The 16,314-nt window shown below is 61.7% G+C and carries 14 protein-coding genes and 1 pseudogene; 11 read left to right on the forward strand and 4 right to left on the reverse strand.

Annotated elements, in window-relative coordinates; translation table 11 throughout:
- Window positions 1-53 precede the first annotated feature (53 nt).
- A complete protein-coding gene (locus tag NKJ89_RS15200) occupies window positions 54-989 on the reverse strand; it encodes a choline ABC transporter substrate-binding protein (protein ID WP_023760690.1) in 936 nt (311 codons plus the stop codon).
- Between the two features lie 419 nt (window positions 990-1,408).
- Here NKJ89_RS15200 and NKJ89_RS15205 point away from each other — a divergent pair, with 419 nt between their 5' ends.
- The 8 genes and pseudogenes from NKJ89_RS15205 to NKJ89_RS15240 all read left to right on the forward strand — a co-directional run bounded on the left by NKJ89_RS15205 (window position 1,409) and on the right by NKJ89_RS15240 (window position 11,411).
- Complete coding sequence (locus NKJ89_RS15205; RefSeq protein WP_352603515.1) at window positions 1,409-2,020, forward strand: thymidine kinase; 612 nt, start codon at window positions 1,409-1,411, stop codon at window positions 2,018-2,020.
- Window positions 2,021-2,075: 55 nt separating this feature from the next.
- Window positions 2,076-2,156, forward strand: a pseudogene (locus NKJ89_RS15210) (c-type cytochrome); the annotation flags it as partial.
- Window positions 2,157-2,469: 313 nt separating this feature from the next.
- Window positions 2,470-3,558 carry a hypothetical protein gene (locus tag NKJ89_RS15215; protein ID WP_023760687.1) on the forward strand — a complete coding sequence of 363 codons (1,089 nt, stop codon included), beginning with the start codon at window positions 2,470-2,472 and terminating at the stop codon, window positions 3,556-3,558.
- Window positions 3,559-3,589: 31 nt separating this feature from the next.
- On the forward strand, window positions 3,590-4,735 hold the full coding sequence (locus tag NKJ89_RS15220) for a hypothetical protein (RefSeq protein ID WP_352603517.1): 1,146 nt from the start codon (window positions 3,590-3,592) through the stop codon (window positions 4,733-4,735).
- 24 nt (window positions 4,736-4,759) lie between these two features.
- Window positions 4,760-6,670 carry an AAA family ATPase gene (locus NKJ89_RS15225; protein WP_352603519.1) on the forward strand — a complete coding sequence of 637 codons (1,911 nt, stop codon included), beginning with the start codon at window positions 4,760-4,762 and terminating at the stop codon, window positions 6,668-6,670.
- Between the two features lie 219 nt (window positions 6,671-6,889).
- Complete coding sequence (locus tag NKJ89_RS15230) at window positions 6,890-8,188, forward strand: DUF6638 family protein (RefSeq protein WP_352603521.1); 1,299 nt, start codon at window positions 6,890-6,892, stop codon at window positions 8,186-8,188.
- 105 nt (window positions 8,189-8,293) lie between these two features.
- Window positions 8,294-9,418 carry a DUF2333 family protein gene (locus tag NKJ89_RS15235; protein ID WP_023760683.1) on the forward strand — a complete coding sequence of 375 codons (1,125 nt, stop codon included), beginning with the start codon at window positions 8,294-8,296 and terminating at the stop codon, window positions 9,416-9,418.
- Between the two features lie 313 nt (window positions 9,419-9,731).
- On the forward strand, window positions 9,732-11,411 hold the full coding sequence (locus NKJ89_RS15240; RefSeq protein WP_352603524.1) for a formate--tetrahydrofolate ligase: 1,680 nt from the start codon (window positions 9,732-9,734) through the stop codon (window positions 11,409-11,411).
- A 64-nt stretch (window positions 11,412-11,475) separates the two neighbouring features.
- On the opposite strand, the gene NKJ89_RS15245 is transcribed toward NKJ89_RS15240, so the two are convergent.
- On the reverse strand, window positions 11,476-12,120 hold the full coding sequence (locus NKJ89_RS15245; RefSeq protein WP_352603526.1) for a cysteine hydrolase family protein: 645 nt from the start codon (window positions 12,118-12,120) through the stop codon (window positions 11,476-11,478).
- A gap of 127 nt (window positions 12,121-12,247) precedes the next feature.
- Here NKJ89_RS15245 and NKJ89_RS15250 point away from each other — a divergent pair, with 127 nt between their 5' ends.
- Window positions 12,248-13,240: a GlxA family transcriptional regulator gene (locus tag NKJ89_RS15250; protein WP_352603528.1), complete on the forward strand. Its 993-nt coding sequence runs from the start codon at window positions 12,248-12,250 to the stop codon at window positions 13,238-13,240.
- Window positions 13,241-13,299: 59 nt separating this feature from the next.
- Here the strand turns inward: NKJ89_RS15250 and NKJ89_RS15255 are convergent, their stop codons facing one another.
- Both NKJ89_RS15255 and NKJ89_RS15260 read right to left on the reverse strand, forming a co-directional pair.
- Complete coding sequence (locus tag NKJ89_RS15255; protein ID WP_352603530.1) at window positions 13,300-13,884, reverse strand: cytochrome b/b6 domain-containing protein; 585 nt, start codon at window positions 13,882-13,884, stop codon at window positions 13,300-13,302.
- A 5-nt stretch (window positions 13,885-13,889) separates the two neighbouring features.
- A complete protein-coding gene (locus NKJ89_RS15260; protein WP_023760678.1) occupies window positions 13,890-14,156 on the reverse strand; it encodes a PepSY domain-containing protein in 267 nt (88 codons plus the stop codon).
- Between the two features lie 166 nt (window positions 14,157-14,322).
- Between NKJ89_RS15260 and NKJ89_RS15265 the strand changes: the two genes are divergently transcribed.
- Window positions 14,323-14,982, forward strand: coding sequence for a response regulator (locus tag NKJ89_RS15265; RefSeq protein ID WP_352603532.1), 660 nt, complete (start codon window positions 14,323-14,325; stop codon window positions 14,980-14,982).
- Complete coding sequence (locus NKJ89_RS15270) at window positions 14,979-16,313, forward strand: ATP-binding protein (protein ID WP_352603534.1); 1,335 nt, start codon at window positions 14,979-14,981, stop codon at window positions 16,311-16,313. Before NKJ89_RS15265 ends, NKJ89_RS15270 begins: the two co-directional genes overlap by 4 nt.
- Window position 16,314 lies beyond the last annotated feature (1 nt).

Genomic DNA, 16,314 nt, shown 5'->3' on the forward strand with positions numbered 1-16,314 from the left:
AGCCCTTTCTATATGGCTGCCCTCGCTCGGGTCATGTCGGATTCAAAATCGGCTCAGCTCCCGAGTGCGGTCTTTACCGCCGCAGCCGCGTCGCCGCCATCGAAGGTGGTCACGCCGGCGATCCACGGAGCGACCGCGTCCGGATGCTTCTTCAACCAGTCGGTTGCGGCCGTGTTGGCGTCGCCGCCCTTGAGGATCGCGTCCATCATCTCGCCTTCCATATCGAGGTTGAACTTCAGGTTGGCGATGAACTTGCCGGCATTCGGGCACTCGGTGGTATAGCCCTTGCGCACATTGGTATGCACGGTGGCGGCGCCGAAGCCGCTGTCGCCCATACCATCGAGATAGGTGATCTTCATGGCGCCCATCACCGGATGCGGCGTCCAGCCGAGGAACGCGATCCACTCATTGCTCTTCATCGACTGCTCGGCCTGCGTCAGCATGCCGGCTTCCGATGATTCGACCAGTTCGAAGCCTTCGAGATTGTCCTTCGGGTTCTTGATCATGTCGAGGATGATGCGGTTGCCATCATTGCCGGCCTCGATGCCGTAGATCTTGCCGTTGAACTTGTCCTTGAACTTGCCGAGGTCGGTCAGCGTCTTGACGCCGGCGTCCGCCACATAGGTCGGCACGACGATGCCATAGCCGGCGCCGCTGAGGTTTTCGCTGATGGTCTCGACGGAGCCGTCGGCGGTGTAGTCCTTGATGTCGTTGGTCATCGACGGCATCCAGTTACCTAGGAAGACGTCGAGGTCCTTGTTTTTCAGCGACGCATAGGTCACCGGAACCGATAGCTGGATCACCTGCGGCTCGTAGCCGAGTGCGGTCAGCAGTACGGAAGCGATGCCGGTCGTCGCCTGGATGTCGGTCCACCCGACATCGGAAAGACGCACCGCCTTGCAGCTCGCCGGATCACCGGCGAAGGCAGCGCTCGTGGACAAAAAAGCCGCCAGGCCGAGGCCGGCGACGAAAGAGTTCATACGCGACATAGGTAGTCTCCCATTGTGATTCTTTGGCGAAGCATAGCTACGGTTTCTCTGCCCGCCTTGTTTCGTCAGCCAAACACCATTCTGGTGCGGTTTCAAGCACTAAGGCAATCACGATCAACGGCGCAGACTGGCCAATCAGCGACACGGCTGACGCTTTTGTCTTGCCAGACAGTTTTTCAGGGGCCAGACAGTTTTTTCAGGGGCGAGACGGCTTTTTCGGGGAAAGCCTGCCGTGGCCCCTCCCCGTATCAGGCCAAGTCGGCATAAGGTCTGTTTAGATTCAGGTCAGGCCGAGACGAAAATGGTGGACTCCGAGAACCGGAGCGGAGCGTACTTTTGGCTACGTGAGCACCGGAAGCGCAGGAACCGCCATTTGCAGGCCGGCATCACCTGAATATCAACAGACCGTAAAGGGCGGCATGGCTAAGCTCTACTTCCACTATGCAACGATGAACGCCGGCAAGACCACGATGCTGTTGCAGGCGTCGTACAATTATCGCGAGCGCGGCATGGGCACGATGCTGTTCGTCGCCGGTCACTACCGCAAGGGCGATACCGGCCTGATCTCGTCGCGCATCGGCCTGGAGACGGAAGCCGAGATGTTCCGCGACGGTGACGATCTGTTCGCCCGCGTCGCCGATCATCACGCGCATACATCGGTGCATTGCGTCTTTGTCGATGAGGCGCAGTTTCTCGAAGAGGAGCAGGTCTGGCAGCTCGCCCGCATCGCCGACCGGTTGAACATTCCGGTCATGTGTTACGGCTTGCGCACCGATTTCCAGGGCAATCTGTTCTCCGGTTCTCGCGCGCTGCTGGCCATCGCCGACGATTTGCGCGAAGTGCGCACCATCTGCCGCTGCGGCCGCAAGGCGACGATGGTCGTGCGCCTCGGACCTGACGGCAAGGTGGCGCGTCAGGGCGAGCAGGTGGCGATCGGCAAGGACGTTTACGTCTCGCTCTGCCGTCGCCACTGGGAGGAAGAGATGGGCCGCGCCGCGCCCGACGACTTCATCGGCTTTATCAAAGGCTGAACGCCCGGTGACCTTGCCCAGGCCCGACGCAGCCCGATCGGCATCTTCCGCAATCAAAATGGCGTTTGCCGGCCTCGCCAATGACGACGACATCGCCAACGTCATCGCCTATCTGAAAGCCGACCCCAAGCCCTGACCCGCTGTACACGCGCCTCTGTGACGCCGGCTTTCGTTTCGCATGTCGCCGCCGCTATTGCTGCATTGATTTGCCAACTACAAAGGCATCCCGCGCGCCGTCGTTTTGCGGCATAGAAGTTCAATGGCAGTTGAACTATGACTGACCGGCAGGCTAGTCACGCCATGAACTCGCTTCCATTGCCTTTCAAGACCGTGACCGAATATTTTGTTTTCGGGGCGGGTCTTGTCTTGCGTCTTTCAATCCCAGGATGCCCCACATATATTCGCCGCTGTTCGCGACCAGCGACGTGATGCCGAAGCGGGAGGCCCCAATGGCGACATTGCAGAATTTCGATGCCGAAATTGCCAAGACCAAGCAGGTCGTGCAGGACATGCGCAGCAAGATCGAGCAGTCCGGCACCGTGCTTGATACGCTCGCCACCGCCGACAAGAAGATCGGCGACGCGAATTTCGACATCGAGAACGCCCGCATCGAGGATGTGCTGAAGCAGCAGAAGGTCATGGAAGGCAACATCGCCGACCTGATCATCGGGCTGGAGGACGCCACCAACGTCTTCGGCGCCGAGTTCGAGAGCATGAAGAACTACACCGGCTGGGAAAAATTCATCGGCGTCTTTTCCAGCCAGAGCAAGCAGCGCATGCGTACCGACCGCGTCCGCAACATGTCGCTGGCGGGCAATCTGCAGGAACTGCTGGTCAAGTCCGACACCATCGTCGGCATCCTGAAGGCCCAGAAAGGGGTTCTCGACCAGCGCTACAAGACGTCCGAGACCAGCCTGTCGCAGGTCATCGAGCGGCGCAAGACCACCATGACCAACCTCGAAGCTGTGCAAAAGCGCATCGAGGAACTCAATCCGATGCTGCTCGACATCGAAAACAAGATCGCCGCCTCGACCAGCCAGAAGGAGCGCACGCAGCTCGAAGGCGAGCGCTCCAAGCTGGCGACGGAATACAATGAAAAGCAAGCCAAGGAACAGGAACTGCTGGCCGAGAGCCAGACGCTCGAGCGCTACACCTCGATGTTCCAGACCTTTGTCGATTCGCTCAACAACCAGATCGCCGCGCAGTCGACGCTGATCAACAAGCTGACCATCGATACCGAGCAACGTATCGTCCTCTACAAGGCGCTCGAAGATTCGCTGAAGACCGCCGCCCAGCAGGACGTCGCCCACAAGATCAACACGCTGGGCAGCCAGGTCGACAACACCGCCGAGGAAACCATGGCCGGCATCGGCGCTGCTTCGCAAAAGCACATCGGCGACCTGCTCGAGATGCACGAGAAGAACATGGTCGCCACCGCCGACATCCAGCGCCGCAAGAAGCTGGCCGACGATGCCTTTGCCCGCCGCTTCGACGAGGTGTTGAAGAAGCACAACTCGGCAAACTACGTGCAGTCCTAGGAGTGGCAGAACGGCCCGCGAGCGTACAGGCATGACCCCCGAAAACGAAGCGGCGGCACGGTATTTCTCTGCCATCACGGCCGCGCTCAGCGGCCTTGAAGTGTTCATGCGCGACGATCGCTCGCCGCTCTACCGGCATGGCATCGTCGCCAAGATCGTCGCCGAATACATCGCCCGGCTCGACAAGTCTTTTTCCTGCTGGCGCAATCGGCTGGGCTTCATGGACACTTTCCGCATTTCGCGCGCCGAGAGCGGATTTCCGGTGTTCCAGAACCTGCTCGAACTGGAAAATGACCGCCGCCAGGCGGACGCACGGCTCGCCAACATTCCGCTGGCCGGCGAGTTGCGCGAGGAGATGGCCGACTTCATCCTGCGCCACAAGGAGTTCCCCGAGGCGTTGCAGAAGTCGATGGCCGAACGGCTTTACCTTGAGGACGTGAAAAGCGAAAACACGTTCGGCTCGTTCACACTGGCGCAAACGGCCAAGGTCTCGGTCAACCCGAAGACGGGGCGTCCCTACTATCTCGTCCACTGGGCGACGTTCGACGGCAGCGCCAACCTGCCGCTGGTCTACATGGTGACGGTCGAGGATTCTTCCGAAGACATGGTCCGACAGCTTGTCGACAGAAACGGCAAGCTGAACGAGACGATCGACATCCCTCTGCCGGTCGATGGCCTGCTCAATCCCGAGCTCGCCCATCGTTTCGACGATTTCACCGAGAAGAATTCGGCCTATACGCTGTCGCCAGCGACCATCGCGGTCAACCTCGACAAGGATTTCGAGCCGCTGCACCCCAAGCAGCTGCGCCGCGTCGTGCTCGGTCCATTCTATTCGGCCGGCATTACCGACAACAATTCGACGGTGACCGAGGTGCTCGCCAAGGTGCGCAAGCCGGAAAACGCCTGGCTGCTGACCTGGACCATCCAGGAGGTCTATTCCAAGGCCGAGAAGCCCGGTCGCAAGGGGCTGTTTTCAAGCGAGAAGACGACGCAGGAATTCTTCATCAACACCGACGACCTGGAAGCCGCGCGCCAGGGCGTGTCGAGCTACGAAAACCACGCGCTGATCCCGCACGAAGCTTACCAGGCACTCTACGCTGTCGGCGAGGCGCAGAAGATTTTTGCCGGCTACAAGGTTCACATCCTGTCCAACGGGCAGGTCATCTCAGACGTCTGACCGTCACACCACGGAGCACCCTTCATGGATACCGGCCTGACCACCATCCCGGAAGCCGCCATCGAGAAGCACCGCGCCACCGCGCAGAGCTTCATCACCCGCATTGTCGTGCTGGAGGATCCGTCACGTGAGTCCGGCACGGCACTTGCCGGCACCAATCGCCGCTTCGTCTCGACCGTCTCGGTCGGCTCGGTGCGCCGCACACGCGAGGTCGAGCTGTCGAAGACCGTCGGCGCCGTCCATCCCGACGATCAGTTGCTGACCATCCCGCAGCACACGCTTCTGTTTCGGGCCCGGCGCGGCACGGCGATCGCGCTCGCAATATCGGACGTTTTTGCTGAAGGCTCGGACCTCGAAAGCCTGCAGGCCAGGAACACCCGCGCCCCGCTCGAGGGCGACGAGGCGTCCACCTTCAAGAAGCTTCTGTCGGCCTCGGCCTACGTCTCCGCCTTCAGCCTCGCCTCCTATCTGTTCCAGTTGATCGACAGCGACGGCGAGGCACCCAACGATATCCCCGAGCCGGATTTCCTGTTCGACACGCCGCAAGATGCGGTGAAGTCGATCCTGGCCGGGCTCGACAAGGCGATCTCAGGCTCGTCCGATGATGCCGACTTGATGACCAGGGCGCGGGCCTTTTCCGGCGTCGCCATCGATGGGCTTTTGGCCCGCAAGGGTCGCTTCGACGGCATCGGCCCGTTCGAGAACGCCCATATCCGCATCGATGTCGATGACTTCACCCTCGATGGCTTTGACGTTGCCCCGGGCAAGCGCTCCAAGCCGCTGGTGATGACCTTCAAGAAGCCGGAGGAGGTCGTCGGCAATCACATCGCCAAATACCAGTCGATCAAGCTCGCCAAGATGCTGATGGCCTACGACTTCGAGCGCGAGATGAACCCGTTCGTCGAGCTCGGCGGCTTCCTGTTCACCTTCATCGGCGACGGCGCGCCCGGCACCGGCAAGACGACGCTGATCCAGATGATCGCCGGCCTCGTCAACGGCTATTGCCAGGTCGCCGGCTATCCCTTCGCCTATGAGAATTTCGGCGTCGACCAGATCTCGTCCTATCAGGGCAAGTCCGGCCAGAACTGCCGTCAGTTCATCAACAATGTCTTGAACCCGCGCGTCATCGGCTTCGGCACCATCGACGACATCGACCAGGTGGCGGCGCGCCGCTCCGACGACCGCGCCTCGGCCGGCCAGCAGGAGATCACCGGCGTCTTGATGGATGCCTTCGCGGGCGCCGCCACCGTGGTGCGCGGCAATTGCTCGTTCGGCATGTTTTCCAACTATCCCGAGAACGTCGACGATGCGCTGCGCCAGCGCGCCGGCGCGCGCTGGCTGGTCGACGGGCCGCAGAGCCGCGACGACTACATCGACATCTTCGTGCTGCTTGCCGGCAAGAACCACAAGATACCGCTCGGCGACCACAAGCTCTACGCCGCGCAGGAGGTCCAGCGCGCCGTGACCGAAGCCTATGAGGAGCATGAGAAGCCGAGGGAAGACGGGCTGATGAAGGTCTACGAGCGCTACATGAAAGAGAACGGCGCGCCGAAATCGATGGCCGACATCGGCACCTATCTGCACCTGATCAAGGATGCCGAGCCGCGCTTCACCGGCCGCGCCATCAAGAACGTCACCGACGCCATCAAGATGCGCGCCATGGACATCGAGCTGCCCGACGACTGGTTCGAGAAGCCGGAAGTCTTCATGCACAAGGGCTACGACGAGAAGAAAGCGATGATCGAGGAACTGCGCGGGCCGTTCTCGATGGACATGGTCATGCAGGAGATCAACCGCTACGCCGACAGCGAGTTCCGCTATTCCGACAAGTCCGACGACTCAGCGGTGGAAAAACTGCTGCGCGACGCGCGGCTACGCGAACGGGCTGCACGGGAGATGGAGGAGATGAAAAAGAAGGGGCTTTGGAATGCGTGAGCTGAGCCGTCCTTCCCTTCTCCCCTTGTGGGAGAAGGTGTCGCCAAAGGCGACGGATGAGGGGTGTTCCAGCTTGGCACCAACAGCGCTCCGGCCAACACCCCTCAACCGTCTCGGCGCTTCGCGCCGATCCACCTTCTCCCACAAGGGGAGAAGGAAGATCCGCGCCCCTCATCCGCTCTTCGGGCACCTTCTCCCCGTGAACGGGGAGAAGGGAAGATGACCAAGAAACCCGACCTTCTACGCGACAACGAGCTGATTTATGGCCGGCTGCTGACGGTCGACGAGTCGCACCTGATCCAGCGCTACAACAAGGCGCTCGCCGCATTCGGCTTGAAGCCCACCAAGCTGAAAACCTTTCAGATCGACCGCACCGGCTTCTCACCCGAAGTTGCCGAGGAATGCGGCGACTACGATTATCTCGATCCCAACGAGGTCAACCGCCGCTTCATCATCCTGACGCCGTCGCAGATCGACCTGCCGGTGGTGCACACGGCCTTCTCCAACACCTCGCAGCTGATGTTCGAGTTCATGTCCAAGAACCAGCGCGCCATCGACGCACTGACCATCAAGGACGTGATCTACGGCGAGATCGAGGATTCCATTCCCAAGGTCAACGACATCGAGGATTTGCTGTCGATCAACCAGGTCGAGTTCAAGGTGCTGTCGGCCGAGGATGTGCTAGGCAAGGCCGCCGAACTCGGCAAGCTCGTCGACCGGCTGAAGCAGGAACCAGACGCCTGGCGCGACAATGCCATGCTGACCCGCATGGTGGAACTGGCGAAGATCTGCGGCGACATCCGCGAGAACGCGCTGGTGCCCGATCAGGTGATCTTCCGCCACAACGCCTACTGGACCAGCCATTTCGGCGGCCTCTATGTGTTCGTCGACCCAGATATGACGACTGTGATCAGCGATCCGGCGGCTCCCGGTTTCCGCCGTTCGCGACCGTGGCAGGTGAGCTATATCTCGATCAGCGACGCCGACAAGGTGTTCAAGTTCCTCGCTACCACCGGCCGCATCGAGCTGCCGCGTGCCTCCTGGGTCGAGACGTCGGGTTATCTCGAGCATCGCGCCGAGATGGTGGTGCGCGCTCTGATCCGCGACGCCGACCCGAACCGCAACCTGACCGACGTCGACAAGGTGTGGCTGCAGACCTGGATCCAGAGCCATGCCGACCTGATCACCAAAGACGGCAACTTTCCCTTTCTCAACGCCGCCAAGCGCGAGATCGCCCAGCTCGGCCACCTCAAGATCGAGGATGTCTCCCCGCAGCAGCGCTTCCTGGTGATCCGCGCCAAATCAGACCATCTCGACGCCTGGCTGACCAACCGGCTGATCTCGGATTTCGTGCCGTCGGATTTCGTCTCGCGCTACATCTTCAACAAGGACGGCTTCTACAGGGACTATGACGGCTACAGCGACGCCTGGCGCTCGCATGTTGTAGACGTTCTCAAAACCACATATTTGAAGGACAAGGTGGCGTTTCGCACACGCCTCTATGGCCTGACCGACTAGAACGAAATGAACTGTCACGTCGTTCTAACTTACTGTTTTGGCGCATGATGTTATCCAAAAAGTCTGCAATTTTTTGGCATCATGCTTTGAGGGGATAACATTGCCATGCTCGATCCGATCGTGAACTTCTTCACCCGGATTTTCCAGTGGATCGGCCGCGGCATTGGGCTTGTGATCGGCGCGATCCTGTGGCCGTTCCTGTGGGCCGGGCGCTGGTATACGCAGCGTGGCTGGATCCTCAAGGCGGCGCTCGGCCTGGCTTTGCTGGTGCTGATCGGCCTCTACGCCAATTTCTTCTACGCCACCCAATGGTGGAACAATTTCAACCCGAACTACCCCGACACATACACTTTCGAGAAACGCAACGTCTCCGCTGGCGAACAGGTCTCGGCGGGCTCCGGCACCGACACGGCCAAGACCTGCGGCAACTCCGGTATCGCCCAGGTGGCGGCCGACCTGACCGATTTCAACGTCAACCAGAATGCCTGGATCTCTTCGATGATCCTCTACAAGCTCGGCCTGTTCGGGATCGACTGGGATAACACGCCGTGGATGGACAACAAGGCCTCGTTCCAGCGCGGCATCAACCAGGCGGTGCGGCGCACCGCAACCGAACTCGCCGACAATCTCGGCCGTGTGCGCACCACCTCACAGATCGACAGCGATCTGCAGAACGCCCGCGGCAATCTGCAGTTCGACGAGGAGACCTGGTATTTCGGCCTGAACCCGTTCGGCCCCAAGACGCCGACACCAAGCTACTATCGCGACGCCGTCCGCATGCTGCGTTCCTTCAACGCTCGCCTTGCCACCTGCCAGGCGACGTTCGACGCCCGCGCCGACAATTTGAAACAATATATCGACCGCATCTCGTCCGACATCGGCTCGACCTCGGCGATCCTCAAGGAACGCGCTGAAAACCACAACAATGGCTGGTTCGATTTCCGCGCCGACGACCGTTTCTGGTTCGCCTATGGCCAGCTCTATGGCTATTACGGGCTGATGAAGGGTGCCCAGGCCGACTTCGACGACGTCATCAAGGAAAAGCATCTGCAGAACCTGTGGGACACGATGGACTCGCAGTTCGTCTCGGCGCTGCGCATCCAGCCCTTTATCATCGCCAACGGCCGCGAGGACGGTTGGATCCTGCCGACGCACCTGACGACAATGGGCTTCTACGTGCTCAGGGTGCGCTCCAACATGGTCGAAATCAGCAACGTGCTGACTCAGTAGCGCTGTTCCGTTGGGCACCACGCGATGGCGAATTTGCGCCGTCGCCTCTGTCGCATTCCGTGCATTGTGCGGCTGTTTTGAGACGGCGGCGCGACGCGTCCTCTGGCTTGTATACGGCGCGGCAACGGAGCCAGGAAGAACCGATGACAGGTCGGCCCGTCCGCAGAGGAATTTTCTCTAGAGGAAACATAGTTGCATGCAAGTTGACGCCGCGGCAGCGACAGGGTTAGAACATGCCCGCGCCCGGTTCCAACCTGCTTGCGAGTGACATCAAACCCGTCCCCTCCACCGTCCAATCCAGAGGAAAGCCGTCATGGCCGAAGTGAAGTCCGACATCGAGATCGCGCGCGGCGCCAGGAAAAAGCAGATCCAGGAGATCGGCCAGAAGATCGGCATCCCGACAGAACATCTGCTGCCCTATGGCCATGACAAGGCGAAGATCTCCGCCGAGTTCATCAAGTCGGTGAAGGGCAACAAGGATGGCAAGCTGATCCTCGTCACCGCCATCAACCCGACGCCGGCCGGCGAAGGCAAGACGACGACCACGGTCGGCCTCGGCGACGGCCTGAACCGCATCGGCAGGAAGGCGATCGTCTGCATCCGCGAGGCCTCGCTCGGCCCGAACTTCGGCGTCAAGGGCGGCGCTGCCGGCGGCGGCTACGCGCAGGTCGTGCCGATGGAGGACATGAACCTCCACTTCACCGGCGACTTCCACGCCATCACCACGGCGCACAATTTGCTTTCGGCGCTCATCGACAACCACATCTACTGGGGCAATGAGCTCGGTATCGACACCCGCCGCGTCGTCTGGCGCCGCGTCATGGACATGAACGACCGGGCGCTGCGCGAAATCATCTGCTCGCTCGGCGGCGTCGCCAACGGTTTTCCGCGCGAGGCCGGCTTCGACATCACCGTCGCCTCGGAAGTCATGGCCATCCTGTGCCTGTCCACCGACCTGAAGGATCTTGAAAAGCGCCTCGGCGACATCATCGTCGGCTACCGCCGCGACAAGTCGGCGGTCTATGCGCGCGACCTCAAGGCAGACGGCGCCATGGCCGTGCTGCTGAAGGACGCCATGCAGCCGAACCTGGTGCAGACGCTGGAGAACAATCCGGCCTTCGTGCATGGCGGCCCGTTCGCCAACATCGCGCATGGCTGCAACTCGGTCGTCGCTACCACGACGGCGCTGAAGCTTGCCGACTACGTCGTCACCGAAGCCGGCTTCGGCGCTGACCTTGGCGCGGAAAAGTTCTTTGACATCAAGTGCCGCAAGGCTGGCCTCAAGCCGGCGGCGGCCGTCATCGTCGCCACCGTGCGCGCCATGAAGATGAACGGCGGCGTCAAGAAGGAAGACCTCGGCAAGGAAAATGTCGAAGCGGTGAAGAAGGGCTGCGCCAACCTCGGCCGCCACATCGAGAACATCAGGCAGTTCGGCGTGCCGGCGGTGGTCGCCATCAACCATTTCTATTCCGACACCGATGCCGAGATCCAGGCGATGAAGGCTTATGTCGCTTCGATGGGTGAGGAAGCCATCCTGTGCAAGCACTGGGCCCATGGCTCAGCCGGCATCGAGGACCTCGCCAACAAGGTGGTGGCGCTGGCCGAGTCCGGCGCTTCGCAGTTCGCTCCGCTCTATCCCGATGCCATGCCGCTGTTCGAGAAGATCAACACCATCGTGCAGCGCATCTATCGCGGCTCGGAGGCGATTGCCGACAAGTCGGTGCGCGACCAGCTCAAAGCCTGGGAAGACGCCGGCTATGGCCACCTGCCGGTCTGCATGGCCAAGACTCAGTATTCGTTCTCGACCGACCCGAACCTGCGCGGCGCGCCGACCGGCCACACCGTGCCGGTGCGCGAGGTCAGGCTCTCGGCAGGTGCCGGCTTCGTCGTCATCATCTGCGGCGAGGTCATGACCATGCCAGGACTACCCAGGGCGCCGTCCTCGGAGAAAATCTTCCTGAACGAAATGGGCCAGATCGAAGGCCTGTTCTGAGACCTGGTCTCGACAAAAAAGGGCGCCGCAGCGATGCGGCGCCCTTTGCATTTTTCGCTGATGCTTATGCGGCGTTGCGCGACAGCGCCCGCTGGTTGGAGCCGACGATCGTGTCACGCTCCGGCAGCGCGCCGGTCTTCAGGCACTCGACCCATTCGGAGGTCTTGAGCACGGCGGCGAAGCGCGACTGCAGGATGATCGTGACCACGCGGTGGATCTCTTCGGCCGAGGCGTAGCCGGCGCTGTTGGCGTAAGGCACAGAGCCGGTGGCGTCGGACAGGAACTCGACGGCGAAGCCCATATGGACGGCGTGGATGATGGTCGACAGGTCGCAATTATGCGTCATGTAGCCGACCACCGTGATCGTATCGATAGCGTTGGCACGCAGCCAGTCCTCGAGGTCGGTTCCGGTGAAGGCCGAGGGCAGGTTCTTTTCGACATAATGGTCGCGCTTGCGCCTGGCGATTTCGGGATGAAGTTCGCCGCCATGGCTGCCCTTGGCGAAGATCGGCGATGTCTGCGGCGCCATCTGCTTGACGACTACCACCTTGATGCCGGCGGCTGCGGCGGCATCCATGGCCCGGGCGACGTTGACCACGCTGTCGCGGAATGGCGGATGCTGGATGGCAAGATTGCCGCCGTCATAGTCGTTCTGGACATCGATGACGATCAGCGCCCGGCGTGGCGTGGTGTTGGCTGGGTCAGACATTGTGTTTTCCTTTCCGGCTTGAATGCGATCGTCCGAAAATAGGCAGGCTGCCAAGCCATCGAAAGTGTCCCGATTGACATCATTCGAAAGAATTGGGACAATATACACTCACTCGCTGGAGGCATCCATGACCGACCCGATCGTTGCCGTCCTCGCCTTCGACGGCATCAGCCCCTTCCATCTCTCCGTGCCGTGCCTGGTCTTCGGCGAGGACAGGACGGCACTTGGGCTACCGCACTTCGACTTCCGCATCTGCGCGGTCAAGGCCGGCCCAATCCACACCGAGGCCGGCTTGACCGCCGCCGCCCCGCATGGGCTCGAAGGTTTTGACGCTGCCGACATTGTCATCATCCCAAGCTGGCATCGTCTCGGCGAGCCGCCGGCGCCGTTGCTGATGGAGGCGCTGCGCAAGGCACACCGGCGCGGCGCCTTGATTGTCGGACTGTGCCTGGGAACCTTTGCCATAGCCGCAGCCGGGCTATTGTCGGGCCGCCGTGCCGCCACGCACTGGGCCTATTGCGAACAGTTGCAAACACTCCACCCCGATGTCGCCGTCGACGCCACGGTGCTCTATGTCGACAATGGCGATGTCGTTACGTCGGCCGGCGTCGCCGCCGGCCTCGACTGCTGTCTCCACATCGTGCGTGGCCGCTATGGCGCGGAAGCGGCACTGCGGCTGGCCCGCCAGATTGTGCTTTCCCCGCATCGGCAGGGCGGGCAGGCGCAATTCATCGAGCATCCGGTGGCGAGGAGCGCTGATGCCGACCGTTTCGCCCAAGCCCTCGACGCGGTTCGTGCAACGCTCGGCGAGGCGCATAGTCTGGACAGCGTCGCCGAGGCCGCCGGCCTGACCCGGCGCACCTTCACCCGCCGCTTCCAGAAATCGATCGGCACCAGTTTCGGCGAATGGCTGACCGGCCAGCGGGTCGAACTGGCGCAGCGGCTGCTGGAAGCCACGGAGAAACCGATGGATATCGTGGCGTTCGAGGCCGGCTTCGGCAGCGCCACCTCGCTGCGCCAGCATTTCGCCGCTCGGCTCAGGACATCACCGGCGCAATACCGGCGCGAATTTTCCAGGCGGGCCGATCAGAGGGACGAACGTATGGCGCTGTCCTTCTGAGACAGAACGCCGAGGGCGCCGCATCGCGCGGCGCCCTCGGAATTTTGCCGGTTTCTAACTCAGGCAACGTCTTGCGGCGAAGGCGCACGCTTGCGGCCGGTGAGCATGGCGCGAACCAGATTCTCATGATGACGAACGCTGGCCAGCAGCACGCCGCCGACATGAAGTCCGACCAGCACGAGAATTCCATTGCCCAGGATCTTGTGCGTGTCCTCCACCCAGGCCACGCCCCACCAGGCGTCGGTGGTCTGCATCCAGCCGGTAAGTGCAATTCCCGCTACGCAAGCCAGAAGTGCCAGCACCATGGCGCCTCCAGCCGGATTATGGCCGAGATGACGCCTCTCGCGGCCCTTTGCCACGTCGGCGAGATACAGGCTGACGGTTTGCGGTCCGCGCACGAATTGACGAAAGCGCGTATACCCCGAACCCGCAAGCCCGGCGATCAGCCTTGAGGCAATCAGAACCCCAGCGCCATAGCCGGCCAGTTCATGCACCTTCATGATCTCTCCGGAGGAAAGCCAAGCCACCGCAACGCACAGGACCAAGGACCAGTGAAAGAGGCGGACATAGGGGCTCCACACCCTGATCAGGTTTTCTCGTGTCGAATCGACCGAGGCTTCTCGTGTCGAAAAGGTGGCGTTCATGGCGGTCAGCCGTCGTCGGAATCGGCGCCGACCGACTCGAGCGTCTTGGGATTGAAGACGGCTTCCAGCTTCTTGCCCTTGGCGTCGAGCGCCTTGGCTTCATAGCAGCCGTTTTCCGTCTTGATGCTGCGAACCTTCCAGCCTTCGCTTTCAAGCTTCTTTTGCAGCGCCTCGCGCGGCTGCCACTGGTCGGTCGGCACATCACACTTGTCGGCGGCAAAGGCCGGCCCGGCAAGAGCCATCACCAGCGCGGTCAAGGTCAAGGTCTTCATCTTCTTTTCTCCATCGGCCAATTCCGATGTCACGGACCCTGACCGTGAAACCTGACAGCTGCCTGAACACGCCCGGCGTCGCCCAAAAAGCCGCAGTTGGCTTTCATTCAGCTTCCTGTCAGCCTCATCCCGCATAGACGGGCGGGTTGCTGAACACGGAGGCGAAGTGCGCGTTCTGCTGATCGAGGACGACCCTGTACTGGGCGAAGCGGTGCGCGATCACGTTGCCGCCGACGGCCACGCGGTGGATTGGAGCAGGTCGCTTGGTGAAGCCGGCGATCACCTTCGCGTCGTCTCCTATGAACTTGTTCTCCTCGATCTTCATCTGCCGGATGGCAAGGGACTCCAATTCCTGAAGCTGCTGCGCCGCGAAAGCAACGACACGCCAGTCATCATCCTGACCGCCCGCGACCAGCTCTCCGATCGTATAGAGGGGCTGAACTCCGGAGCGGACGACTATCTGGTCAAGCCGTTTGATCTTGGCGAATTGTCCGCGCGCCTCGCCGCCGTCTGGCGCCGCTATGCGGGAAACCCCAATCCCTTGATCCGTTTCGGGTCCGTCGAGATCGACCAGGCCGCCCGCCGCGTCGTCGTCGAAGGCACGGAGGCCATGCTGACATCGCGCGAATGGGCGGTGCTGGAGCAATTCTTGCGCCGGCCCGGCATGACTGTCGGCAAGAACCAGATCGAGGACGCGCTCTATGCCTTCGGCGCGGAGATCGAAAGCAACACTGTCGAAGTCTATGTCAGTCGCTTGCGCAAGAAGATCGGGCGCGACGCCGTCACCACGGTAAGAGGGCTTGGCTACCGCCTGGCATCCCCATGAGACCGCTCAGCAGCCTTGCCGGTCGCCTCGTCGCCTCGCTGATCCTGGTCACGGTCGCCTTCGGCCTGGTCGCCGCGGGCACGGGAAGCATCACGCTGCATCGTGAAATCAACGAAGCCATGGACAGCTCGATGCAGGAAGCGGCGCGCCGGCTGCTGCCGCTGGTGATCGACGATCTTTTCGGACGCGAGGCGTCGCAATCGCCCCGCAGGCTGGCGGAGGCCGTCTCAGACGATGACGGCGGGCGTCTCATTTTCCAGGTGCGCGACGCCACCGGTCACGTTCTCATTCATTCTTACAACGCTCCGGCAGAGCCGCTCACGGCCGAGCTTGTTCAGGGTTTCTCGGAGGCATCGGGATGGCGCATCTATACAGAGCCCACGGTCAGCGGCACGGTTCTCATCCAGGTCGCCGAGCTGGATGCACGACGCAACGAGGAAACCCTCGAAGCCGCCACCGGCTTCCTGATACCAATGGTCATCCTGATCCCCTTGAGCGCACTTTTCGCATGGCTGACCCTGGCGCGTTTCCTGAGGCCTATCGAAACACTGCGCGGCGAGATCAGCGCCCGTCATGGCGACAATCTCGCTCCGATCCGAACCGAGGACTTGCCCTCAGAACTCGCCGCTATCGCCAAGTCGGTCAACAGCCTGATGCGGCGCCTGCACATGGCGCTTGATGCAGAAAAGGAATTCACAGCAAACGCCGCGCATGAATTGCGCACGCCGATTGCCGGCGCGCTGGCACAGACGGAGCGGCTGATTGCTGAAGCTCCGGACGAGGCGGCAAGAAAACGCCCGCGTCAGATCAAGGTGGCGTTGGGCGAGCTTGCCAGCCTGTCTGAAAAGCTGATGCAGTTGGCGCGCGCTGACGCCGGAGTGGCCGTTGCCGGCAACCCCGCCGACCTCGCCGCGGTCGCTGCACTGGTGGTGGAAGACTTCGAACAGCGCAGCGAAAACAAGGGCCGCCTTCGCCTCGAAACGCCTGACAAAGGCAAGGCGATGGCCGCGATCGACACGGATGCACTGGCCATCGTCCTGCGCAACCTCATCGAGAATGCCTTGCGGCATGGCACCGAAGGCGGAGCGGTGGTCGTGCACATAGACGAGGACGCCCGACTCAGCGTGGTCAGCCAAGGCCCGGTGGTTTCCGCGCCTGCTGGCCTGATCAGGCGGTTCGAACGCGGCGCAACAGGTGCCGAGGGATCGGGCCTCGGCCTGGCGATCGTCAACCGGATCCTGCAACAGATCGATGCGTCACTGGCGCTGAATTCACCCGCATCAGGCCGACAAGACGGATTTGAAGCGACGATCCGGTTTCCCAAGGCATAGC

Source organism: Mesorhizobium sp. M0047 (assembly GCF_040323315.1).
Taxonomy (GTDB): Bacteria; Pseudomonadota; Alphaproteobacteria; order Rhizobiales; family Rhizobiaceae; genus Mesorhizobium.

Excerpts from the sequence above, each read along its gene's own strand:
- NKJ89_RS15200 (WP_023760690.1), bottom strand. The coding sequence starts at position 989 with ATGTCGCGTATGAACTCTTTCGTCGCCGGCCTCGGCCTGGCGGCTTTT.
- NKJ89_RS15205 (WP_352603515.1), top strand. The coding sequence starts at position 1,409 with ATGGCTAAGCTCTACTTCCACTATGCAACGATGAACGCCGGCAAGACC.
- NKJ89_RS15215 (WP_023760687.1), top strand. The coding sequence starts at position 2,470 with ATGGCGACATTGCAGAATTTCGATGCCGAAATTGCCAAGACCAAGCAG.
- NKJ89_RS15220 (WP_352603517.1), top strand. The coding sequence starts at position 3,590 with ATGACCCCCGAAAACGAAGCGGCGGCACGGTATTTCTCTGCCATCACG.
- NKJ89_RS15225 (WP_352603519.1), top strand. The coding sequence starts at position 4,760 with ATGGATACCGGCCTGACCACCATCCCGGAAGCCGCCATCGAGAAGCAC.
- NKJ89_RS15230 (WP_352603521.1), top strand. The coding sequence starts at position 6,890 with ATGACCAAGAAACCCGACCTTCTACGCGACAACGAGCTGATTTATGGC.
- NKJ89_RS15235 (WP_023760683.1), top strand. The coding sequence starts at position 8,294 with ATGCTCGATCCGATCGTGAACTTCTTCACCCGGATTTTCCAGTGGATC.
- NKJ89_RS15240 (WP_352603524.1), top strand. The coding sequence starts at position 9,732 with ATGGCCGAAGTGAAGTCCGACATCGAGATCGCGCGCGGCGCCAGGAAA.
- NKJ89_RS15245 (WP_352603526.1), bottom strand. The coding sequence starts at position 12,120 with ATGTCTGACCCAGCCAACACCACGCCACGCCGGGCGCTGATCGTCATC.
- NKJ89_RS15250 (WP_352603528.1), top strand. The coding sequence starts at position 12,248 with ATGACCGACCCGATCGTTGCCGTCCTCGCCTTCGACGGCATCAGCCCC.
- NKJ89_RS15255 (WP_352603530.1), bottom strand. The coding sequence starts at position 13,884 with ATGAACGCCACCTTTTCGACACGAGAAGCCTCGGTCGATTCGACACGA.
- NKJ89_RS15260 (WP_023760678.1), bottom strand. The coding sequence starts at position 14,156 with ATGAAGACCTTGACCTTGACCGCGCTGGTGATGGCTCTTGCCGGGCCG.
- NKJ89_RS15270 (WP_352603534.1), top strand. The coding sequence starts at position 14,979 with ATGAGACCGCTCAGCAGCCTTGCCGGTCGCCTCGTCGCCTCGCTGATC.